Origin of the sequence: Bacillus crepusculi (assembly GCF_014764715.1) — a bacterium.
Lineage (GTDB): Bacteria > Bacillota > Bacilli > Bacillales > Bacillaceae > Bacillus.
Window position 1 is genome coordinate 115,149 of record NZ_JACXXE010000003.1, and the last position, 22,079, is coordinate 137,227.

20 protein-coding genes and 2 pseudogenes are annotated in these 22,079 nt (G+C 40.6%); 8 read left to right on the forward strand and 14 right to left on the reverse strand.

What is annotated here, in order from left to right; all coding sequences use genetic code 11:
* Positions 1–54: 54 nt before the first annotated feature.
* The gene (locus tag IEE86_RS07395; RefSeq protein ID WP_191096626.1) at positions 55–1,275 is read right to left on the reverse strand and encodes an EAL domain-containing protein; all 1,221 of its coding nucleotides are present in this window, start codon (positions 1,273–1,275) and stop codon (positions 55–57) included.
* A 67-nt stretch (positions 1,276–1,342) separates the two neighbouring features.
* A complete protein-coding gene (fadH, locus tag IEE86_RS07400) occupies positions 1,343–2,107 on the reverse strand; it encodes a 2,4-dienoyl-CoA reductase (RefSeq protein ID WP_191096627.1) in 765 nt (254 codons plus the stop codon).
* Between the two features lie 139 nt (positions 2,108–2,246).
* On the opposite strand from fadH, the gene IEE86_RS07405 reads away from it, so the two are divergent.
* The 3 genes from IEE86_RS07405 to IEE86_RS07415 all read left to right on the forward strand — a co-directional run bounded on the left by IEE86_RS07405 (position 2,247) and on the right by IEE86_RS07415 (position 5,109).
* On the forward strand, positions 2,247–3,104 hold the full coding sequence (locus IEE86_RS07405) for a metallophosphoesterase (protein ID WP_191096628.1): 858 nt from the start codon (positions 2,247–2,249) through the stop codon (positions 3,102–3,104).
* Positions 3,105–3,260: 156 nt separating this feature from the next.
* Positions 3,261–3,758: a L,D-transpeptidase family protein gene (locus tag IEE86_RS07410; RefSeq protein WP_191096629.1), complete on the forward strand. Its 498-nt coding sequence runs from the start codon at positions 3,261–3,263 to the stop codon at positions 3,756–3,758.
* Between the two features lie 73 nt (positions 3,759–3,831).
* A complete protein-coding gene (locus IEE86_RS07415) occupies positions 3,832–5,109 on the forward strand; it encodes an MFS transporter (protein ID WP_191096630.1) in 1,278 nt (425 codons plus the stop codon).
* A gap of 74 nt (positions 5,110–5,183) precedes the next feature.
* Here IEE86_RS07415 and IEE86_RS07420 read toward each other — a convergent pair whose 3' ends face one another.
* Positions 5,184–5,360 carry a hypothetical protein gene (locus tag IEE86_RS07420; RefSeq protein ID WP_191096631.1) on the reverse strand — a complete coding sequence of 59 codons (177 nt, stop codon included), beginning with the start codon at positions 5,358–5,360 and terminating at the stop codon, positions 5,184–5,186.
* A 188-nt stretch (positions 5,361–5,548) separates the two neighbouring features.
* Between IEE86_RS07420 and IEE86_RS07425 the strand changes: the two genes are divergently transcribed.
* On the forward strand, positions 5,549–5,764 hold the full coding sequence (locus IEE86_RS07425; RefSeq protein WP_191096632.1) for a hypothetical protein: 216 nt from the start codon (positions 5,549–5,551) through the stop codon (positions 5,762–5,764).
* A gap of 244 nt (positions 5,765–6,008) precedes the next feature.
* Here IEE86_RS07425 and IEE86_RS07430 read toward each other — a convergent pair.
* Positions 6,009–6,246 (reverse strand): annotated as a pseudogene (locus IEE86_RS07430) (EamA family transporter); the annotation flags it as partial.
* Between the two features lie 253 nt (positions 6,247–6,499).
* Here IEE86_RS07430 and IEE86_RS07435 point away from each other — a divergent pair.
* Positions 6,500–6,961, forward strand: a complete 462-nt coding sequence (locus IEE86_RS07435; protein WP_191096633.1) for a YkyB family protein — start codon at positions 6,500–6,502, stop codon at positions 6,959–6,961.
* A 36-nt stretch (positions 6,962–6,997) separates the two neighbouring features.
* Here the strand turns inward: IEE86_RS07435 and IEE86_RS07440 are convergent, their stop codons facing one another.
* The 3 genes from IEE86_RS07440 to IEE86_RS07450 all read right to left on the reverse strand — a co-directional run bounded on the left by IEE86_RS07440 (position 6,998) and on the right by IEE86_RS07450 (position 9,955).
* Positions 6,998–7,906, reverse strand: coding sequence for a chemotaxis protein (locus IEE86_RS07440; RefSeq protein ID WP_191096634.1), 909 nt, complete (start codon positions 7,904–7,906; stop codon positions 6,998–7,000).
* 73 nt (positions 7,907–7,979) lie between these two features.
* Positions 7,980–9,290 carry an MFS transporter gene (locus IEE86_RS07445; RefSeq protein ID WP_191096635.1) on the reverse strand — a complete coding sequence of 437 codons (1,311 nt, stop codon included), beginning with the start codon at positions 9,288–9,290 and terminating at the stop codon, positions 7,980–7,982.
* A gap of 125 nt (positions 9,291–9,415) precedes the next feature.
* A complete protein-coding gene (locus IEE86_RS07450) occupies positions 9,416–9,955 on the reverse strand; it encodes an RDD family protein (protein WP_191096636.1) in 540 nt (179 codons plus the stop codon).
* Positions 9,956–10,256: 301 nt separating this feature from the next.
* On the opposite strand from IEE86_RS07450, the gene IEE86_RS07455 reads away from it, so the two are divergent.
* Positions 10,257–10,409 carry a hypothetical protein gene (locus IEE86_RS07455; protein WP_191096637.1) on the forward strand — a complete coding sequence of 51 codons (153 nt, stop codon included), beginning with the start codon at positions 10,257–10,259 and terminating at the stop codon, positions 10,407–10,409.
* A 64-nt stretch (positions 10,410–10,473) separates the two neighbouring features.
* Here IEE86_RS07455 and IEE86_RS07460 read toward each other — a convergent pair whose 3' ends face one another.
* Positions 10,474–11,358, reverse strand: coding sequence for a cation diffusion facilitator family transporter (locus IEE86_RS07460; RefSeq protein WP_191096638.1), 885 nt, complete (start codon positions 11,356–11,358; stop codon positions 10,474–10,476).
* Positions 11,359–11,655: 297 nt separating this feature from the next.
* Here IEE86_RS07460 and IEE86_RS07465 point away from each other — a divergent pair, with 297 nt between their 5' ends.
* On the forward strand, positions 11,656–12,828 hold the full coding sequence (locus tag IEE86_RS07465; protein WP_191096639.1) for an aminotransferase A: 1,173 nt from the start codon (positions 11,656–11,658) through the stop codon (positions 12,826–12,828).
* Positions 12,829–12,853: 25 nt separating this feature from the next.
* Here IEE86_RS07465 and IEE86_RS07470 read toward each other — a convergent pair whose 3' ends face one another.
* A complete protein-coding gene (locus tag IEE86_RS07470) occupies positions 12,854–14,683 on the reverse strand; it encodes a PAS domain-containing sensor histidine kinase (RefSeq protein WP_191096640.1) in 1,830 nt (609 codons plus the stop codon).
* 155 nt (positions 14,684–14,838) lie between these two features.
* The gene (locus IEE86_RS07475; RefSeq protein WP_191096641.1) at positions 14,839–16,965 is read right to left on the reverse strand and encodes a peptidoglycan D,D-transpeptidase FtsI family protein; all 2,127 of its coding nucleotides are present in this window, start codon (positions 16,963–16,965) and stop codon (positions 14,839–14,841) included.
* Positions 16,966–17,302: 337 nt separating this feature from the next.
* On the opposite strand from IEE86_RS07475, the gene IEE86_RS07480 reads away from it, so the two are divergent.
* Complete coding sequence (locus IEE86_RS07480; protein WP_191096642.1) at positions 17,303–18,103, forward strand: CAP domain-containing protein; 801 nt, start codon at positions 17,303–17,305, stop codon at positions 18,101–18,103.
* A gap of 202 nt (positions 18,104–18,305) precedes the next feature.
* On the opposite strand, the gene IEE86_RS07485 is transcribed toward IEE86_RS07480, so the two are convergent.
* The 4 genes and pseudogenes from IEE86_RS07485 to IEE86_RS19655 all read right to left on the reverse strand — a co-directional run.
* A complete protein-coding gene (locus IEE86_RS07485; protein ID WP_191096643.1) occupies positions 18,306–19,178 on the reverse strand; it encodes an NAD(P)-dependent oxidoreductase in 873 nt (290 codons plus the stop codon).
* Positions 19,179–19,191: 13 nt separating this feature from the next.
* A complete protein-coding gene (locus IEE86_RS07490; RefSeq protein ID WP_191096644.1) occupies positions 19,192–19,977 on the reverse strand; it encodes an SDR family oxidoreductase in 786 nt (261 codons plus the stop codon).
* Between the two features lie 76 nt (positions 19,978–20,053).
* Positions 20,054–21,001: a methyl-accepting chemotaxis protein gene (locus tag IEE86_RS19650; RefSeq protein WP_411955688.1), complete on the reverse strand. Its 948-nt coding sequence runs from the start codon at positions 20,999–21,001 to the stop codon at positions 20,054–20,056.
* Positions 20,993–22,015: pseudogene (locus IEE86_RS19655) on the reverse strand (cache domain-containing protein); the annotation flags it as partial. The gene IEE86_RS19650 and the pseudogene IEE86_RS19655, both read right to left, overlap by 9 nt.
* Positions 22,016–22,079: the final 64 nt, after the last annotated feature.

The window sequence follows — 22,079 nt, forward strand, 5'->3', positions numbered from 1 at the left end:
GTCAACTATTTTTTATTTCTTTTTTATAAAAAAAAACAGCCAGCGCGGCTGCTTTTAAATTAATCCATCTTGCTCATATAGATAGGCATACGGTAGATCAATAAACAAATACACGTCCTCCTCTAAAGGATAGGAAAACGTTCGTATCCTCTCACCCGTTTCTAAATCACTGTAAATATCGCTGAAGAATCCCTTCCCGCTAATTCTCATTTGAAGAATATTCGCCAGGAAATAAGGACGCCAGCTCCAATTTTTCTCTATATACTCCGGCTGAAACAGCCATTCTTTTTCTTTTTTAAATACATTTCCGGTGATTTGAAAGCCTTCCTCATTACACATATAAATCCGAAAGCTACAATCTGTTAGGTCGAGTGCTAGTTTTTGTATGAGTTCATCATTTGTGCTACATGATTTTTTTAAGGTCGTGACAGCTTGGTGAATTCGCTTATAAAATGTTTCAGAATGTTCGTAAACAGCTTGAAGTTTCTTTTTTTCATGGGCAATAAATTGTTGAAATTCTTCTCTCAGCTGATCCTTTCGTTTGTTGCGGTCGATTAATTCCGCCGTTGGCTCATGCAGATAGAACCCTTGAAAGTATCTCCCGCCATTTCTCCATGCATACTGGAGCTGAAAATTTGCTTCAATGTCCTCATAAATTAAGGCCGCCCCTATTTTTCTCGCAAGCAATGAAATGCTGTACAAGACATACTCATAGGAAGGGGAAGGCGATGATGCCCTTAATGCCTGTAAATCTATCTTTAATAGATCGGGTGAAAGCAGGGCAATCCGGTCAAGGTTACTGCTTTCTTTTCCTATATTCGATACAGCGATTTTAATACCATATGTACGATAATACGTTAACGTATGGTAAAGCTGTTCAATGTCGCCGCTAAACGTATGTTCAGTAAATTCAATGACAAACCGGTTAAGCTGAATGCCTTTTGCTTCATATTCCTTTAAAAGCTCTAAAAAGCTTTCGCCATGATCAAGCATAAGGATATTGGCATCATGATTAATAAAAATAAGCAAATCTTCATCAGCTGTTGTGAAGAGATCAAGTGCTTGACTAAGTACTTTTTGATCTACTTCCAATTTATATTCGTCAGGAATAGATGAATCCGTAAAGAAGGAGCCTAGGCTAACCGTTTCCGACTCAAGCTTCATTCTTCCTAGAATTTCATAGCCTATCACTTTTTGCTCTTCCGCACTGAATATTGCTTGATAGTGCGGGAAAACATCTTCAATATTCGTTAAAATATCCAATGGATCGACCATTTTCATCACCACCTGCTTCTCTCTTTGTGTGATTATACCACATCAAAAGCAGGTCTTACACGGTCATTCAAAATGGTGATTGGTTGAGCCATTGCCCCCCATCCATCGTGATACAATCTCCATTAATATAAGACGCATGTTCAGATAATAGAAAGGCCGCAAGCTCTGCAATTTCCTCTGGTGTGCCCAGTCTGCCAAGAGGGACACTATCTAAAGTTCTTTGCGCTGCCTCTTCAGATTCCCATAGTTTATCAGCCCCGCCTGTTCTCTCAATGGGTCCTGGTGCGATGGCATTCACGCGAATTCGATATTGCCTTCCCCATTCTACTGCAAGCGTTCGAGTAAGAGATAGAACGCCTGCCTTTGCTGCTGCTGAATGGGCGACACCAACACCAGCTCCCCATGCATATGTGGCAACCATGTTGATCATACTTCCTCTTTTCTTTTGACGAATCCAGTAATTGCCCACTGCATGACTGCAAAAAAATGTACCATTTAACACAATATCAATGACCGCTTTCCAGCCGTTTGGAGACAGCTTTTCTGCCGGGACCAAAAAGTTCCCCGCCGCGTTGTTGATGAGCGCATCCACATCGCCAAATGTATCTACCGCAAACTTTACCATTTGATCGGCATCCTCTGGGTTTCGCACATCCATTTGGAAGTAAGCAACCGATCCGCCTTCCTGCTTGATTTCACTTGCGGTCTTTTCCAACGTTTCTTCTGTTCTACCAGTAATCACAACATTCCAGCCTCCGAGTGCCAAATGGGCAGCCATCGCCTTCCCCATTCCGCTTGATCCTCCTGTGACAATCACTGTTTGTTTCGTCATTTGTTCTCCCCCTTTGTACATTTTGAATGACTATTCATTCATTATTTTTCTATCATACCATGATTTCCCCTCTATGCACCATATGGGAGATTTAACAAATATCATGCTATACTTAATTTTATTTTTAAAGGAGTCTTATATGAAGAAACTTTCCCGCAGACAGTTTTTAAAAGGAGCAGCTGGTGCTAGTATTCTCAGCTTTTTGGCTACAACATGTGGATACGGATATGCCAGGTACATCGAACCGCGCATGATCGATGCTGTGTCATTGACCATTCGGGATGCTCAGCTTCCAGCTTCATTTGACCAGTTTAAAATAGCCCAATTTAGCGATGTTCATTTAAGTGATACATTTCCTGCGAAGGAACTAGAAGGCGTCGTCCGGCAAATCAATGCTGAGTCTCCAGACCTCATTGTGTTCACAGGTGATCTTGTTGATTTTCAAGCATCGGTTGATGAACATGAAAAAGCCAAAGCTTATTTGACGAAGCTGCATGCTCCGTTTGGTAAGCTTTCAATATGCGGAAATCATGACTACGGGCCATTTGGCGTAGAGCTTTATGAGAAAACAATGGAAGCTTGTGGATTTACATTATGTAAAAATGATGTATTTCTATTAGAAAAAGAAGGCGCGCACATTCAGATTGCTGCTCTGGATGACCTCATGATGAGCATACCCGATTATGACCTTATCAAACGGGAAGTATCCACTGATTTATTTACGTTACTGCTCGTACATGAGCCTGATGCTGCACTAGAGCTGAACGAAGTGCCCATTAACTTGCAACTATCTGGACATACGCATGGCGGCCAAGTACAGCTTCCTTTTTATGGACCAATTCTCACAGCACCTTACGGCCATACATATGTAGAAGGTTTATACGGCAGCTATCAGCGCCGCATCTATGTCAACCGTGGACTCGGGACAACAAGACTGCCGCTTCGATTTTTAGCCAAGCCTGAATTAACCTTTTTCACCTTGACCTCTCGTGTGTAAACAGAAGCCAAACCGCCCTCTTTTGCATATGTATAATCTAAGTATTTCTCATGACAAATGTTAGGAGAAACCTTACTTGGCCTGATTCCGTCCATATAGTATATCTAGTGACGGGCATCATGGCTTCTTTTATTTTAGCAAAAGGAGTGTCCTTTGATGCTACCGTATACGGTAAAAAGTGGAGAAACACTTGCTTCTATAGCGCTTGATTTCCGAACAACGACAGATGCCTTAAAGACTGCAAATCCGTCACTTCGAGCCCGCGAACCTGAACAAAATGAGGTCATCATGATTCCTGGTTTGCCGGATCCTAGCACAATTCCTTACCGCATGTCTGTGTCGATTTCAACGAAACGTCTTGTTTTGTTTTCTGGATCACAGCTCATTCGCTCGTACCCGATTGCAACAGGAAAAATATTGAATATGACCCCGACAGGTTCTTATTATGTTGTGAACAGACAGCCAAACCCAGGAGGTCCCTTTGGTGCCTATTGGCTGAGCCTTTCGAAAATTCATTACGGCATTCACGGTACGAATAACCCGTCTTCAATTGGTAAAGCTGTTTCTAGAGGGTGCATTCGTATGTACAATCAGGATGTCATCGAACTTGCTTCACTCGTTCCAAACGGAACCCCTGTGACAATTAGCCAGTAAGAGATATCAATTGTATGAATCGTTAAAATTTTATATGATATAAAGTGGGATCTTCAGGTTAAGGAGCGTATTTATGGATATTTTTAAAAACAGAAATTTTGTTCGTCTCTTTTTTGCAGCACTTGCCTCGCAAATGGGGACAACAGTAGGCAATATGGCGTTTGCCTTTTATTTGCTCGACCATTTTAGTCATCAGCCGGCCTACGCCACATTGGCAGAGCTCATGTATTCACTCCCTACGATCTTTGTCTTTTTTATGGTTGGTGTGGTCGCAGACCGTTTTGATCGTAAAAAAGTCGCAGAGAATTGTGATTGGATACGAGCTGGGCTGACGATTGTTTTATTTATCGTCATTTATTTTAATTCACTTCCACTTATTTTCTTGATCTTGTTTATACGAAGTGCCATTACGAAGTTCTTCTATCCAGCTGAAGCATCTCTCGTACAGGCGATTTTAAATAAAGATCAATATGCAAAAGCCGCCGGCTTAAATCAAATGCTATTTAGTTTATTTATGGTATTTGGAGTTGGAATCGGTGCCATTATGTATAAAACCATTGGGCTTCATGGTGCCATTACGATCGATTTGATCAGCTTTATTATTTCCGGCATCCTGATTCGGTCATGTAACATTCCAATGGAAGCGCGTCAGCCAAATGGACAAGCAGGCTGGAAAAGTATGACCATTAAAACGTCTCTTAAGGATTTTAAAGAAGGCATTATTTATATTTTAAAAAATAAATTACTGGCTTCCTTAATTTTTGGCTTCTTCGTTTTCGGTCTTGTCAATGGCGCATTTGCAGTCCTTCCAATGTTTACAATGAAATATGGTCTTTCACCAGATCATTTTGAATTGCACACATCTTTCTTTACAATCGCAATCGGTGCAGGGCTTCTTGTTGGAAGCATAATGGGCTCTGTCCTCGCTAAAAGAGTAAAGATGCAATATCTGATGTCGATTCCAATTCTGATTGCAGGCATTCTTATATTTGTACTTGGTTCTACCCATACATTATGGTTATTTTATGTCACATCATTTGTCATTGGTACATGCATTGGTCCAGTCAACATCGTCATCGGCGGCTGGTTGCCGAGAATCGTCCACCCTCGTCTGATGGGACGTGTGTCAGGGTGGGTTGATCCGCTCACCATGTTTGCCCAATCGTTGACATTAGGTTTGATTGCCGTACTATTTCCAAAGCTTATCACAAATGTTTCTTATATTTATTACGGAATGGGCTTTATAATTTTACTCGTCTTCCTTTTTTACTTCATTACACTGCCAAAGTTCAGCAGAGAAGCTGCCGACTTAGATGTGCAGCGTGAATTAAAAGGCCAAGGAGTTCAATAAATGAGCATTTAAAAGGACTTTCTCAAAAGAAAGTCCTTTTTTGATCGCTTAAATGTCTTTGTGTCTAAGGAATTTTAATTTTTCTGTTGATTGAACCGATTTGAAGCAAAATCAACGATTCTTTCGACTACATAAATGCTAATAAATAACATGAGGAAAAGAAGTAAAGGGTGGATTGGCTGATCGTCTACTACATACACAATCCCTCCAACGACCAAAGCGATGAATAAAGGAGTCAAAATGTCCTTCAATCTACACATTCCTTTCTTTTATCATATGCATCTTATTGAGCTAAGACCTCTCATATCCATTATATAACATATCATTCATCACTCTTTATTTTTTACAGGAATATGTATAAAATGGTAACAATTTTAATAAAAATCCTTTACATGATTGGAAGTTTTATAGTAGGATGGTCAGGTTGGAGGTGAGGGGTATGCTAAAAAGTTATTATTTCATTCATTCAAAAAATGATCATGGACAGTATGTGGTACATACAGAAGATTGTGCATTTTTAGGTGATGCTACAAGTCGTACATTAATTGGTCTACATATGAATGGTGAAAGTGCTATTGAAGAAGCCAAACAAATGACAAATGAAACTGATTTTAATGGCTGTTTTTATTGCGCTTATTCTAGTCATACAAAATAGTCCATTTTTTCAAGCCATATGTTCGACTCTGTTATCAGGCATATGGTTAAGGTTTCAAACGTAATTATAGGATTCAACATAGGAAATAAAGACAAATTGAGAAACTACCCATTTATTTAAATAGGTAGTTATCTAGCTCTAATAGTTCACTTTATATATATTTCATTTCCATCAGTTCTTATCCCCCCAAAAAAATTACCTCAAGGCCAACATTGGATCTCTCTTTTATTCCTGCTATGAACGCTTATTTGTTTAGCTGATATAGTGCCATGAATAAAATCATATATACTATACAAGCTGTACCCATCCATTGAAATGGCTCTTTTAACGAGAACAAAGTGACTACGACTGCTACAAGAGGCTCGACACTTCCAATTAAACTTGACTCTTTAGGGGATAAATATTGCAAACTTTTTATGTAAAACCAACCAAAAAGCGATTATCGTTCCGAATATGGTGACAAACAATAAATAGACATACGCTCTAATACGACACCTTTAGCATATAGAAAATGAAAAGAGTCGCATTCAACAGCTAGATGAAACACGAAGGCGGATGGATGGTAGTGTGTTTGATAAGACGTTCAACCACGTTTCAACATCATCAGGAATGGCTATTTTCAATAAAAGGCGTTCGCGTCCTATTACTTTTTACAATAACTCTATTTGCAATTTACTAATAAAATCGTATAATTTATATTAAGCACAGGAAGACGAAAGACAAAGGAGAGAAAAAATGGACGATTATGCTCATACTAAAGACATAGAACCTACAGCAAAAAATATCGCAAAAGCCATTTATACTGTTAACCGCCATGCTAAAACCGCACCAAATCCCAAGTTTCTTTATCTTTTGAAAAAACGTGCGCTGCAAAAACTCTTGCAAGAAGGTAAAGGAAGAAAAGTGGGCCTACATTTCTCTAATAATCCAAAATATAGTCAACAACAGTCCGACGTGCTGATTGAAATTGGAGATTATTATTTTCACCTGCCACCAACAAAAGAAGACTTCGAATTTTTGCCACACTTAGGAAATTTAAATCAATCATATCGCAATCCGAAGGCGAATATGCCATTAAACCGAGCAAAACAAATCCTTCAAACGTATGTTGGTTTAAAAGAAAAACCTGCCGCCACAAAACAAAAATCACATTACACAAAACCCGTCTTCAAACGACTCGGGGAAAGTTATTTTTAAACAGAAAAAAACCACTCATGCCGAGTGGTTTTTTCGTTAAATAATAAAGTGATCAACCTTTTCAATAAGCTGATGAATTTCTGGTTTACTAATTTGATCATCAGCACCAATTGTTTCCCCTTTATGCCTCAAGTCTTCAGTGATGAGCGAAGAGAAGATCAGAATTGGAATGGAGCTCGTTAAAGGGTTTTCTTTTAACAGTTTTGTTAATCGATGACCATCCATTTTTGGCATTTCGATATCTGTAATGATCATATCAATTTCTTCTGTTACACTGATTCCTTTGCTAACAAGGTCCATGACGTGGTCATATGCTTGTTTGCCATCTTCAAAGGTCACAATGTTTTTATAGCCTGCTTCAGTTAATTCATTTGTTAATAAACGCATGAGCAGCGGAGAATCTTCCACAACATATAGCTTCTTCCCTGTTCTTCTCTCATCCTTCTCACCGTCAAACATATGATACGTCTCTACTCCAGAAGCAGATTCAATATCATAAATGATTTTTTCGTAATCTGGAAGGAAAATCATCTTTCCATCAAGCTTAATAATGCCTGTTAAATGCCGGTCCATTCCTTGATTGAGTGCAGTTGGCTTTTCAATCTCTTCCCAGCTGACGCGGTGAATTTGTGACACCGTTCCTGTATGGAACACAAATTTCCGTTGGTTGAATTCAGTCACGATATATTTCTCTTGTTCGGACTGATCTGACTCGACATTAAAAAAGGAAAATAGATTGATGACTGGTAAAATCTCGCCTCGTAAACTAATCATACCTTCTACGTCTTGGTGAGAGTGCGGTACCACCGTCACCTCAACTGGCTGAATGATTTCTCTTACTTTCATTACGTTAATGCCGAATTGATTTGAACCAATTTCAAACTTCACAATTTCCAATTCATTTGTACCAGAGTCAAGTAAAATTTCTTGTTTGTTTAAAGCCACGGAAATCCCTCTATTCTTCAATATAAGATTGTACTTTTTATATCGGCAGCATGGGTAAAAAGTTGACGTTTCTTTACGCTTTCTCTCGTACGAATTGATGAATCACAAGTCCTATCGCTGCAAGGATCAGTAATGACCCTAGTGCAAGACGGCTTGCGAGATTTCCGTGCTCTGCAAACATCAGTGTGACTGAGCCATAAATGATGGGTCCGACAATTGAAGACACCTTCCCTGAAAATGCAAAAAGACCAAAAAATTGTCCTCGCTTTTCCTTCGGTGTCAGCTCAATAATCAATATGCGTGATGCCCCCCAGCTTGCGCCAAGTGAAATGCCGAATAAGCTACCTGCTACCCAGAAGACCCATTCTGCTGAAGCTGTCACAGCTAGAATCAGCGCAACAATTAAAATGACATAGACGACTGTTATCGAGCGCTTTGCTCCTATCGCTTTTGTGATATAGCCAAATAGAAAGGACCCAATGATACTTGAAATGGTCGACACAAGATAAAGCAAAATAAATTGTCCGGCGGTAAAGCCAATGATAATTTTGGCATAAACAGCCATCATCGCAATCGCCGTTTGTAAGGCGTCATTCATAAAAAAGAAAGCGATCATGAAGATAAAAGCTGGCTTGTATTGCTTCATCTCTTTAAACGTGCGAATAATCTCTTTATATCCGCTAAAAAAAGACGACTTTTTCACTTGCTGCGGCAGCGGATGAGGATCTTTTACAAAAAAGAGAAAGGGGAGAAAAAAGAGAAAGAATAAAAGAGCTGTTGGGATAAAGGCTTCATGAAACTGGTCATTGCCGACAAGTAAATATACAGAAAGGCCGACAAGTGTACCTAAGTAGCCAACTGCAATACCGAATCCAGAAATCAGAGGAATTTCTTCCTTTGTCCCAAGATCGGGCAGCATGGTGTCATAAAAAACAAGACTAGAGTGATAGAAAAATTTTGCGATGACAAACAAGGTAACCACTACTAATAAGGAGACAGGCAGACCAAACCATTCGCTTGAGAATTCAGTCCCAGCAAAGATTCCCATCAAAAACGTACAGATAATACAAATCAGGGTAAACACCGTGATGTACCGCTTCTTTTTCCCTGTACGATCGATCAGCACACCGTATAAAGGCGTAAAAATCACGAGGAAAAAGCTAGCGAGTGCGTTCGCATAAGAAATAAAGGTACTGGCGATCTGGTCCATTCTCGCGCTGTCACCAATCGTTTCCTGCAAATAAAACGGGAAGAAAATGGTGATCATATTTGATGAAAATATCGTATTTGCAAAATCATAGAGTGCCCAGGCCAAAACTGGTGCTGTCAAAAACAGCCCGAAGCCTGCCCCTTTTTTCTGAACGGTCTTTTTTCCTCTTTTCAATAGATTATCTCCCTTCCCTGCCTGAATTTTCACTATCATTCTATTTTATGTGCTGTTTCCCTCTTCCATACAAGCGATCTATGCAAAAAGCACCTCTTCCGATATAGCAGAGGTGCTTTTTTTCATTATTTCTTCACAACAATGGTACTTGCAATCAAATCGTGAAGTGCTTGTTTTTTCTCTGTGAAAAAGGCAATGATGTAGCCAATATATAAGATTGGAGATAAAAAGCCTTTTGCAAAAAAGCGGCCTGTTGCTCGTCCAAAGGTTACTTTTTCGCCCGTTACTTTTGTCACTTTGATCCCAAGAGCCATCTTGCCAAGCGTTCCTTGCAGCTTTGATGATTCCATGATGGCGTAATAAAGCCATGTCACCACGATACCGATCAAGATCGCTCCTATATAGAAAAAGATAAGTCCCATCATGACAGCCCACTCTTCATCCGTCATGACGGTTGTGGAATAGTAATAGCTGTCGTCCTCTAGCATCAATGCTGCCTCTGGGCTTGAGACAAAAAAAAGTGTTCCTAAAATAAACATAATGAAGGCATACGGTACACCGATAATGACACCATCCAAAAGATGAGCAAGAAAACGATAGCCAACGCCTGCTAGTTCAGGATGCTTCTTTTCCTGAATGTGTGGTTCTGTTATGTTTGTTTCCATCCTATTTCTCCTTTATTATGTATGTTTTCTATAAATTTCTTATAATCATTCGTTATTATATCTTATGAATATAGCAAGATCAATGGAACTTTACACTTTTACATATATTTTAGATCAGTGTTTCAAGATCGATTTATGTGAATAAATACTGAAAATTTGTGAAAATCATGGTATTTCTAGTTCTTTCACCTCCTGATTTTTTAACATTTTGTGATATTTTCGTCTTGTTCTCATTCTTCTGTTGACAATCGCGCTTCACATGGTACAATAGTCAAGGATTTTTTAAAGAAAGGTGTTCATGATGGGAACTGTCGTACTATTAAAGAACAACGAAATGACTGTGATTGAAGATATTTGCGAAGCTGATTTTTTAGACATGAAACATGGTTTATTAAATGATGACACAGCTTATATCTCTTGGTATGAGGATTACGATACTGCTTATGGATATTGATTTCATTTCATAGACGAATCGAAAAAAGGCGATACAACCCTTAGGAAAAGGTTGATCGCCTTTTTTACGTTTGTACACTTCTTTCACTTTCAGGTTCTACATGAATAAAGATTTGCGCATGCGGAAAGGCATGCTGAATCCTCTCTTCGATTCGATCACATAATTGGTGAACATCTTCAATGGTTGTTTTCCCGTCCACAATCAAATGAAAATCAATATATTCCTCTGCACCAGACCGTCTTGTTCGAAAGTCATGATATTCAATAAATTCTTGGCTGAATGCTTGAATGATCGCTTCAATTGATTGTTCTTCCTCCGGTGTTAACCGGGCATCTACAAGTGGTGGAAAGGCTTCCTTCATGAGTTTAAAGGCTTCTCGCATAATAAAGAGGGCTAAAACCATCCCAATAATCGGATCAAGGAAATACCAATCTGTTAATGCAACAAGCAATAAACTGAATGCCACCCCTAATGAAGTATACACATCGGTTAAAAGATGTAGCGCATTCGATTTCATGGCAACAGAATGTACCCTCTCTGCCTCTTTGTTCACAACCCTCGATACAATAAAATTGATGAGTGCGCCTATTAGCATGACCACAATGCCAAGCACAGGTAGCTTGACAGGCTCTGGATGCATTAATTTGTGAACACATTCATATATAATCCAAATGCCAGCAACAAAGATCAACAGGGTCTCGATCGTTCCAGAAATATTTTCGACTTTTCCATGACCATAAGGATGTTTTGAATCTGCTGGCTTTCTTGAAATACGAACAGAGATAAATGCAATAAAAGATGCCATTAAATCGAGAAAGGAATGTATGGCTTCTGATAAAACAGCAACAGATCCAGTTAACAGCCCCACAATGATTTTTAGGATCACAACAAATGTGTTACTCATGACGGATAGAAACGCTATTTTCGATGTCTTCGCTGATTGTTCCATCTATCGTCCTCCTCCTTCAGGAGATCGTATGTCTGTTTTGACCATTTTCATGACTTGATTCTCACGTTCTTTCATTTTACGCAGTTTTGACGTTTTCTAATCATCTTCATCACAGCCTGTATTTTCCGAGCAGGTTACGCTATAATAAATGTTGCTCTTTCTTCAATAATATCACTCATGCTGTGATGGATAGGAGAATAGACTACATATAACGATATCCAGTGCCCTTCCGCAGGTGACATTTATGCAGTGAATGGTAAAATAGGATAAAACATAAATTTTTTAAGGTGATGAGAAATGGAGCATTTGCTGAATCCAAGAGTTAAGGGTATTGAAATTTCAGGCATTCGAACATTTTCAAATCTCGTATCGTCATATGAGGATGTCGTTTCATTGACGATAGGTCAGCCAGATTTTTATACGCCGCATCATGTCAAAACAGCTGCCAAAACAGCCATTGACGAGAATTTTACCTCTTATACTCATAATGCTGGTTTCCTAGAGCTAAGACAAGCGATCCAGCGTTACATCAAGAAGAAAGTCCATCTTGATTATGATGCAGAGTCAGAAATCATTGTCACAACAGGTGCAAGTCAAGCAATTGATGCTGCGTTTCGAACCATTCTGACCGAGGGTGATGAGGTCATTTTACCCGGACCTGTTTATCCTGGCTATGAACCGATCATTCGAATGTGCGGCGGGACGCCCGTCCATATCGACACAACGAATGCCGGTTTTAAATTAAATGCCAAGCTGATTGAGGATGCATTAACGGAAAAGACAAAATGTGTTGTCCTTCCTTACCCTTCAAACCCAACAGGAGTCACACTTTCAGAAGAAGAATTGAAAGAAATTGCCCTTCTGCTTGAAGGAAAGGACATCTTTATTTTATCCGACGAAATTTATAGTGAGCTGACATTCGATCGTCCGCATCATTCAATTGCCTCTTTCCTAAAGGAACAGACGATTGTGATCAATGGACTGTCAAAATCTCATAGCATGACCGGATGGAGAATTGGCTTTTTATTTGCTTCCGCTCCAATAGCTAAACATGTATTAAAAGTACATCAATATAACGTGTCTTGTGCCTCGGCTGTCTCACAAAAGGCGGCACTTGAAGCTGTGACAAATGGTGTGGATGATGCACTCATCATGAGAGAGCAATATAAGAAGAGGCTCGATTATGTATATGATCGGCTCATTTCTATGGGGCTTCCGGTCATTAAACCTTCTGGCGCATTTTATATTTTTCCTTCCATTGAATCGTTTGGAATGAGTTCATTTGATTTTTGCATGGAGCTGTTAGAAAGTACAAGACTTGCTGTCGTACCTGGCTCTGCTTTCTCTCCCCTCGGCGAAGGGTATGTGCGCCTTTCCTATGCCTATTCACTTGAAACGCTCAAAGAAGGACTTGACCGTCTAGAACAATTTGTACTTGAAAAACGTTCAATCCCTTCCACAGACGGATGAAACAACGGCTCTCTTGCCGTTGTTTTTATTTTGAAGGAAACATGATGTGAAACACGGTACCCTTCTCAGGCTGACTATCGACACTGATCGTCCCGTTATGATTTTCTAAAATATTAAATGTCACCATGAGGCCGAGTCCAGTGCCTTTTTCTTTTGTGGTTAAAAAGGGTTCCCCTATTCGTTTCATGACTGATTCAGGAATGCCGACTCCTTCGTCTCTAATGGTGACAAGAATCCCATCTCTTTCTGCTTTGGCCGTAATGTCTACCTTTCCTCCGTCCGGCATGGATTCTACAGCATTTTTGATTAAATTGATAAACACCTGTTTGAGCTGATTTTGATCCCCGTTCATCAGGAGATCCTCCTCAATCTCACTTGTATTCATCAAAATCCCATTTAAGTTAGCCTGTGTTTCTAACAAAGCCGTAACTTCGCTAATGATTTTTTTCAAATCAAGCGTCTGCATCGATGCTGTTTGCTGCGGTTTTGCCAGCATTAACAGCTCACTTAATATAATTTCAATCCGGCTCAGCTCAGAGAAAACAATATCAAAATATTGATCACGATCTTTTGTTTTCGGTTTAATGAGCTGCAAAAAGCCTTTAATGGCGGTCAATGGATTCCTTATTTCATGTGCAATGCCCGCTGCCAATTGGCCGGCAATCGATAATTTTTCAGAGCGCAGCATGAGCTCTTCGGTCTGCTTTCGTTCCGATATATCTCTTAAAATAATTTGAACGGCTGTTTCTCCAAAAAATGTGGTTGGGATACATACCATTTCAGTATAAATCAGCTTGTGCTTAAACGTATGGCAGCTCATCGTCACAATCTCAGAATCTGATGCTCTTTCAATAATACGCGATAAGCTCTTTTTCACTTTTTGCTGATCACAAGAATGAATTTGATGAAAGATATCCTTACCTATTAATTTATCGTAATGCTCAGCTTCAAATAATTTAATGCCCGATTCATTCATAAACACCCATTTATGATCATGGATGACCGCAATCGTATCAATTGAATTTTGGATAAGCAGCTGATACCGCTCTCGGCTTTTTTGAAGGACGGTTTGGAATTTTTTGCGAGATGAGATGTCCACTAGTAGCAAAAGCTCTGCCCGCTGATTTTGATAGATCGTAGGCGATGACTTTACTTCAATGTGAATGCTGCTCCCATCTTTCCTTTTCCATATTTGCTCAATCATTCCGACTGGAAGACCTTGCTGCAGCCTTGTAATTCGGCTTCTGACAATGTCGTGGTATTCCTCGGCAATAAAATCAAATGCGGACTTGCCGATCATGTCATCTCTTGAGCATACCCCCATTAATTGCAGCATCGCATCGTTCGCATAAACAATTTTGCCTACTATCGTAATACATAACGGATTTGGCAGCACAGCAATCAATTTTTCAGCTTCACTGACATTTTGGAAAGCCGGCAGACTGCCTAACGACTGTTCTGACACTTCTGATGTTGTTTGAAATGCGGCTTTTTTTGGCTCAGAGTCCAGCACCCTCAATTTCAGGATCATTTCTCTACCTAATTCGTTGTCTAACCCATCACAAGCAACAAAATCAATGCTTGCTTCGACCCAAACAGCTGTCAGATCACTTCTAAGCAGTCTAAAGTGGCAAGTCTCTAGCATGTGCTGATTGTAGAAATAACTTTCGACGAGAAATTGATCTTCAGTATGAACAAAGTCTTTCAAAAAACACCCTAGTAAATCTTTTTGTTCATAGAGCAATAGCTGCCTACAGTTGGAAGAAATGTAGAGAAAGCGGCCATTAGAAGAAAGAACGGCATGTAAATCAATATTCGAATACAGCTGATTCGAATCTTTCATTTTTTGTTCCATCGTCGTCCGACCCTCCTTTTCATTTTTTAGGGTTGTCCTTAGATTGATGTATAAAAAAGATTCGCTAGAAAACCCGTATTTTCCTTCCGTCATCGAGGGAAACGTCCATATTTTCAGCAAAAAAGAGCACATTCTCTTGCTGTGCTCTCTGCTGTTTATTGCTTTTCATATTTCTTTTGTAATTCAACGTACTTATCCACAATTTTACTTGGGATGGTTTTAATGACAGGGTCCTTATCTGAGACATAGGGTGTCACGACACTAAAGGCCACCTTTGGATTAGAGGAAGGATAATATCCTCCAAAGGTTAAATTGTACGTGGCATTTCCCCACCAGCTGCGGTTGGCACCATAGTAAAAGGTTTGGGCTGTGCCTGTTTTTCCTGCTACATCATGCTGACCGAACCGGCCAGCGGCAGTCCCGCCAGCGGATGTGACCATTTTCAGTCCCATTTTGACGCGGTCAATATCTGCCTTCGAATTGTTAATCGTGTTTAGCACCTTCGGCTCATATTTTTTCACCACCGGGCCTACTTCTTCCTTATTCGTTGGAAGGTGAACACTTTTCACCACTCTTGGCTGAACACGGTTGCCTCCATTGGCGATTGTCGACATGTATTGTGCAACTTGAAGCGGTGTATACGTGTCATACTGCCCAATTGCTTCATCAAGTAAGAGCCCGCCGACCGTCTTAGGATGCGTCTGCATTCCGCTTGATTCCTGCGGCAGGTCGATTCCTGTTTTCACGCCAAGGCCGAATTGCGCATAGTAGTTTCTCATTTTTTGTAAGTGCTCAGGTCTTGCTGGTAATGGGCCATTCTTTTGGTAGGTGATACCTGCCATTCTCATCGCTACATGAAACATATAGACGTTCGAGCTTTTTTGAAGCGCCCGAAGGTCATTGACCCACCCAAGATTGCTGTAAGACTTCTTCGCCTTTCCCCCACTCCCTGCAAAGTAGAGCGGTGTATCCATATAAGATTGATTGTGTGACATCCCATCCTGATAGCCAGATAGTACTGTGGCTCCTTTGACGACAGATCCCATTTCGTACTGGGTTGTAAATGTCCCGATCGCATAATCTGTGACATCTCTGCCGTCCATTTTCTTGCCTGACATGGCGAGAATGTCCCCTGTGTTAGGGTCCATCATCACAACAAATGCCCGGTCCATCATATAGTTTCTTGCGCTAGCCGACCTAAGCTCTGATTCGACGATCTTGTCGACTTCCTTTTGCAGCTCCATATCAAACGTCAGCGCAAGATCAAGTCCTCTTCGCCCCTCTGTCCGCTTAATTTCATCGAGGAGCTTACCGCCAACCTGTGTATATTGAACGGTCGCTTTCTCTGGATTCAAAAAATCCTCGTATTGATATTCTAAATAGCTCTTTCCTACCCGGTCATTTCGCGAGTAGCCTCTTGCCATATAGTAATCTTCACGCTCTTTCATGATTCCTTGCTCTGGTGTGGTGACACCGCCAAGTACATTATAGAGGGTCTTTTCATACGGATATTTTCTTGTCCAGTCATTGATGACATTCACACCAGGCAGTTCATCCAGATGCTCTGACACGAGTGAAATTTCTTCGTATGTCAAACTCACTGATGATGTCTGTTTTGATTCCTTTGTTTCATCGAGTAAAGCAACCTTTTCGTCCCCTTTTTTCTCTTCATTTGGGTCCATTGCTTTCACAATTTGAGGCTCAAAGGCATAGCCGCCTGTAAATCTTCGGTAGATCGCTGCCACTGCTTTTTCGGTTGCATCGTTTTTAATAGCCTTTACTTCTTTTTTTGGCACACGCTCTACTTGAAGCGGATAAACATCTTTTGCATCAATATCCTTTTTTTCCGCTTTTGAAATGAGCTTATCGGCTTCTTTCGGGTGGCTCGCCAACCAGAAATCTCGAATGTCTCGCTCTCTCAAAAAATCTGTATCCATTTTTATATAAGTCGCAAGTTTTCTTGCTACCTTAATCTTATCCTCCGCTTTCACACCGCTTTCTGATGTATAAACGATAGCAGGTACACTTTCGTTATCAACGACGACTCTTCCTCTCGCGTCATACATTTTTCCTCTTGGAGACGGGTATGATGCTGTTTTGACCTCTGTTCGGTTTGCTTGCTTTTTATAATCCTCACCATTGACGATTTGCAGCACACCTAGCTTGATCACAAGTACAGCAAATAAACTAAATACAGCGAAGAAAAAGAGATTAATTCTCCAGGCGTTCCGGCGCTTCATTTTTTTCTGCTCGGCAGCACCTTGATGCTGTTTCTCTCCCACTTATGTAGCTCCTCTCATCCTTTCAATCTTTTACAATTATCACTCATTATTGTAACACTTTTGTAATAGTTGTTACAGCGAAACAAGTGAAAAAAAGCTGTCAATCCCTATTCTGAAAAAAAATATACTAACACTTTAAAATATTGGTATGTTTATGTCGTTTTGTTTAAATGGAAGAATTTCCTATTCTTTGATATGAAGAGGCTCTTTCGATGACTTTAACAAAAATGACAAACAGGCGCCTGTCAATGGAGGATGCTGGAACGTTTATAACAAAAAGTCCATGTTATGATTTTCTGTGAGAAAACAAAACAAAGATTTTAGGAGGAGTTACAATATGAAGAAGAAATCATTCTTTTTTTCAGCGCTAACAGCTGCTGCACTCATCACGTTCACTGGAGGACATTCAGCTGATGCGAAGGAGCTTAACCTGAAACAAGTCATACACGTACAGCATCAAGCCATTGATCTTCATACATTAGCGGCAAAATTACATATCTCTTCAGATGTAAACAAGCTAAGCAAGCAGGATCAAAAAGAGATCGAAGCTCTATTAAACAAGCTGATCAAAAGCGGTCAACCTGTTACTGGAACAAAAGTGGTGAAAGAAGTAAACAAAGCGAAAAATGAACAAAAACAAGATTCAGTGAAAAAACCAACTGCTTCTAAACCAAGCACTCCAGCAAAAGAAAACACAAACAACAACAGCAATACAAAAGCTGACCAAAAAGACACCACTGCAACGAAAGCAGACAGCAGCTTAAATGCATTTGAAAAAGAAGTGGTAGAGCTTACAAATAAAGAGCGTGCAAAACAAGGATTAAAGGCGCTTTCTGTTGATTCTAAATTAAGCAAATCTGCTCGCGCAAAATCTCAAGATATGAAAGATAAAAACTATTTCTCTCATACAAGCCCAACTTATGGATCTCCATTTGATCAAATGAAGCAATTCGGTATCACTTACAAATCAGCAGGTGAAAACATTGCCCAAGGTCAAAAATCCCCTCAAGAAGTTGTGACAGCATGGATGAACAGTGAAGGCCACAGAGCGAACATTTTAAACAAAAACTATACACATATCGGTGTTGGTTATGTGAAATCTGGCAACTACTGGACGCAGCAATTCATCGGAAAATAATAATTGTTGACAAAGGGCTAAAATGATCTTGATTTTAGCCCTTTGTCTTATTTTCAGCGTGATAGAAAGCCCTTGAAGTCTAGGAAGGACGAGTACCGGAGCGGAGCGAATTGGACATTCGTGAGCACCGGAACGCAGGACTGACAAAGAATGCGAAGGTTTGTCTACACGCTGAATCTGTCCCGAGCTGGGACAGATTTTTTTATTTTACCCATAACTTATAAATACTCTGCGTTCCACTGTTTTCTTCGCCCTGTTCGCTAAGCTTTTCATAAAGTGATTTCGCAAGTGAGAGGCCCGGCATTTCTTCTCCCATCAACTCTGCTTCTTCAAGTGCAATGCCCATGTCCTTGATAAAATGCTTCACATAAAATCCTGGCTCGAAATCACCTTTTAGCATTCTTGGCGCAAGGTTTGACAAGGACCAGCTTCCTGCCGCTCCTGTTGTGATGCTACTTAGCACCTGCTCTGGATCAAGACCTGATTTTTCAGCATAGGCCATTGCCTCTGCAACACCCACCATGCCTGCTGCAATGGCAATTTGGTTACACATTTTTGTATGCTGGCCGCTTCCTGCCGGTCCTTGGTATTGAATATTCTCACCCATTTGCTCAAATAGAGGCAGACAAGCTTCATAGGCTGATCTTTCTCCGCCAATCATAATGGCCAGCGTTCCATTTTTTGCTCCAACATCACCACCTGATACTGGCGCGTCTAACGCAAATAGACCTCTTTCCTTCGCTTTCATTTCAATTTCTTTTGCTAGCTGAGGCTTCGATGTGGTCATATCAATGAGGTAAGTACCAGGAGAAGCGTGTGCCACGAGCCCTTCTTCTCCTAAATAGATATCTTCCACATCTGATGGGTACCCGACCATCGTGATAACAGCATCCGCACTTTCTGCAATTTCCTTCACTGTCGACTTCCATGAAGCGCCCTTTTGAATCAATGTGTCTGCTTTCGTCTTCGTTCTTGTATAGACAAGAACTTCATAGCCTGCGTCCATTAAATGTCCTGCCATACTGCGTCCCATAACACCAATTCCAATGAAACCAACTGTTTTGATTTGTGCCATCACGTGTTCCTCCTTAAAGAGACTTTGTCAATCCACCATCAATAATCAGTGTTTGACCTGTCATATATGTATTGGCTTCAGATAAAAGAAAAGCCGCATATGCCGCAAATTCCTGTGGCTGTCCGTACCGGCCAAGCGGAATCGCACGTTCTGCTTGTGCTTTGATCTCTTCAACCGATTGATGCTCTGTTTGTGCGCGGTGCTTGTCCAGCTGTTTGACGCGCTCTGTTTCAATTTTTCCCGGAGCTAAGGTATTGATCAAAATGCCATCTTGCGCAAGCTCCTGAGCGACTGTTTTTGTCCATCCAGCAATCGCCGGTCTAAATGTATTCGACAGCATTAAGCCTGGAATCGGTTCTTTCACCGACATCGACGCAATATTTAACACGCGTGCGCCGCGTTTTTTTAAATAAGGCAAAGCCTCTGTTAGTAATCGAATATAGCTTAGTAAATGAAGCTGAAATGATTCCATCCAATCTTGATCAGTTAAGGTTTCGAGCGTCCCTGTTTTAGGACCGCCTGTATTGTTCACAAGAATGTCTAGACGCTTTTCATCACCCGCCGCTGCCTCGACAAGCGCCTTGATTTGCTCGGCGTCAGATAGATCACATACTTGATAAGTCAGCTCCCCTTTTACATGCGGGGACAAGGCTTTGACTGTTTCTTTCAGCGTCTTCTCATGTCTTCCTGAGAGCATCACATCTGCGCCCTCTTTTGCTAAAGCAAAGGCTATTGCTTTTCCGATCCCTTGACTGCTCGCAGCGACCAATGCTTTTTTTCCAGATAGATTGACATCCATGTCAACACCTCCTTTTGCTCTTATTTTAGCATACAAAAAGAACCTTGCTCACGTTGCAAGGTTCCTTTCCTTTCGATTACAGCTTAAACCGGTCAACCGCTTGACGTAATGCCTCGCTTGATTCGTTCAGCATTTCAGTCGAGGTTTTTGTTCTTTCTAAAGCTTGTACTTGTTCATCCGTAGAAGCATGTACTTCCTCAGCTGAAGCCGCAGATTCCTCTGAAATGGCCGCAATGCTCTGAATGGAATCATTCATTTTTTGCTGTTCTTCTGTCATTTCATTGATTTGTGTATGAATGCTGTCAATGGAGCCGACAAGTGCCTGCATCTCCATTGTGATGCTGCTGAGTGCCTCACCTGTTGCATTGATGGCATCACCTTGTTCCTCATTCATCTTGCTTGCTGCCGTCATGGCTTCAGCTGCCTTTTTCGATTCATCTTGAATGAGTTTCACGGTTTCACTAATATGTTTTGTTGATTGTGCAGATTGCTCAGCAAGCTTTCTGACTTCTTCTGCGACTACTGCAAAACCTCGTCCGCTTTCTCCTGCTCTCGCTGCTTCTATACTTGCATTCAGAGCAAGTAAATTCGTTTGATCTGAGATTTCAGAGATCGCTGTCACGACGTTTTCTATATTTTTCGTTTTATGCTCAAGGTCAAGCAGCATTTGCTCTACCTTCTTCGATTCTTCATTCGCTTGTGTTGATTTTTGGACGAGCTGGCCTAGCGCATCGAGCCCTCTATAGCTCGCATCTTCAGATGATTTTGAGTTGGTTTGCATCTGCGTGGCAAGCTCGCCCATATGACGTACTTTTTCATACAAATGCTCTGATTTCTCATTAATTGTTTCAGCTTCTGATGCCTGCTTAGTCGCCCCTGCAGCTACCTCTTGAATGGCCGTTGCAATCTGTTCGCTAGACAGCAAGGTCTCATTTGAAATTTGCGTGACTTCATCCGTTGATTTCACAACCTGGTCTGAAGCACCTTTTACTTTTTCAATTAAATCCCTAATCCCCTCTGTCATTTGATTAAAGCTTTTCGTGAGGAAACCGATTTCATCCTGGGATTTTGTATCAAGCGAGCTGGTTAAATCGCCTTCAGACACTTTACGAACATGCTCTATTAGACGTTTGATTGGTGTTGTAATGCTTTTTGCTAATAAAAAGCTTAAAATCATGGCAAGTATAATGGCAATGACAGAAATGATGATACTTGTCTGATTCATTTGTTCAGTGATCCAAAGCAGTTTCTTTTTCTCAAAGCTGACTCCTATCGTCCAATTGGCTTCTTTAATTTTAGATATAACAGTCAGCTGCTTGCTATCATCAATTCCAGAATTGTCGATCGCTTTTTTCACAGAAGCGACCTTTGATATATTTTTCCCTTGCTCTGTTGGATGGGCCAAAATGGTGCCTGTGCCATCAACTAAGAAAGCGGTTCCCATATAAGGAATCTTTTGTTCATTTATAAAGGATTGAATGGACGACAGCTTCAAATCAAGTCCAGCGACCCCAATGACTTTTCCATTCTGGACGATTGCCTTAGTGGCTGAGACAACCATTTCATTCGTTGCTTTATCAATATATGGGTCTGTCCACAGCACTTCATCAGGCTTTTCAGCGGATTGAATAAACCAATCTCGTTTAGAAGGATCATATCCTTCGCCAAAATCGGACTCTGGGAAAGCGAACATTTTGCCATCACTTGTTCCAATATAAGCAAGCGAAATGAGTTCATCCTGCTCCTGTAATCCCTTTAGTTCATCGCTTTCAAATGCCAATGTTTGTTTTGTTTGTTTCTGCGCAAAATCCTCAGTAAGTGTACTTGTTGCCAGTTTGTTTATCGTATTACCGTAATTATCAAGCTTTAGTGCTATGATGTCTCTCATGCTTTCTGCCGTTGCTGCTGTGGAGGTTTTTGCATCTCGTTCAATGAGTGGTCTTAACACTATGTTGGAACCCACTTGAACCGCCACGACAGTTAAAATTAAAATAACTGAGATAAAAACAGCTATCCTCACTTGAAGTTTCTTAAACATCTCATCACCCCTACATCCTACTTTCGCATCTTATTTTGTATATCGGCAAAATTGGTACCGCATT

Coding starts and splice junctions, on each gene's coding strand:
- IEE86_RS07490 (WP_191096644.1), bottom strand. CDS start 19,977: ATGGATGTCAATCTATCTGGAAAAAAAGCATTGGTCGCTGCGAGCAGT.
- IEE86_RS07415 (WP_191096630.1), top strand. CDS start 3,832: ATGGATATTTTTAAAAACAGAAATTTTGTTCGTCTCTTTTTTGCAGCA.
- IEE86_RS07460 (WP_191096638.1), bottom strand. CDS start 11,358: ATGGAACAATCAGCGAAGACATCGAAAATAGCGTTTCTATCCGTCATG.
- IEE86_RS07405 (WP_191096628.1), top strand. CDS start 2,247: ATGAAGAAACTTTCCCGCAGACAGTTTTTAAAAGGAGCAGCTGGTGCT.
- IEE86_RS07435 (WP_191096633.1), top strand. CDS start 6,500: ATGGACGATTATGCTCATACTAAAGACATAGAACCTACAGCAAAAAAT.
- IEE86_RS07485 (WP_191096643.1), bottom strand. CDS start 19,178: ATGGCACAAATCAAAACAGTTGGTTTCATTGGAATTGGTGTTATGGGA.
- IEE86_RS07480 (WP_191096642.1), top strand. CDS start 17,303: ATGAAGAAGAAATCATTCTTTTTTTCAGCGCTAACAGCTGCTGCACTC.
- IEE86_RS19650 (WP_411955688.1), bottom strand. CDS start 21,001: ATGACAGAGGGGATTAGGGATTTAATTGAAAAAGTAAAAGGTGCTTCA.
- IEE86_RS07410 (WP_191096629.1), top strand. CDS start 3,261: ATGCTACCGTATACGGTAAAAAGTGGAGAAACACTTGCTTCTATAGCG.
- IEE86_RS07450 (WP_191096636.1), bottom strand. CDS start 9,955: ATGGAAACAAACATAACAGAACCACACATTCAGGAAAAGAAGCATCCT.
- IEE86_RS07425 (WP_191096632.1), top strand. CDS start 5,549: ATGCTAAAAAGTTATTATTTCATTCATTCAAAAAATGATCATGGACAG.
- IEE86_RS07455 (WP_191096637.1), top strand. CDS start 10,257: ATGGGAACTGTCGTACTATTAAAGAACAACGAAATGACTGTGATTGAA.
- IEE86_RS07395 (WP_191096626.1), bottom strand. CDS start 1,275: ATGGTCGATCCATTGGATATTTTAACGAATATTGAAGATGTTTTCCCG.
- IEE86_RS07470 (WP_191096640.1), bottom strand. CDS start 14,683: ATGGAACAAAAAATGAAAGATTCGAATCAGCTGTATTCGAATATTGAT.
- IEE86_RS07465 (WP_191096639.1), top strand. CDS start 11,656: ATGGAGCATTTGCTGAATCCAAGAGTTAAGGGTATTGAAATTTCAGGC.
- fadH (WP_191096627.1), bottom strand. CDS start 2,107: ATGACGAAACAAACAGTGATTGTCACAGGAGGATCAAGCGGAATGGGG.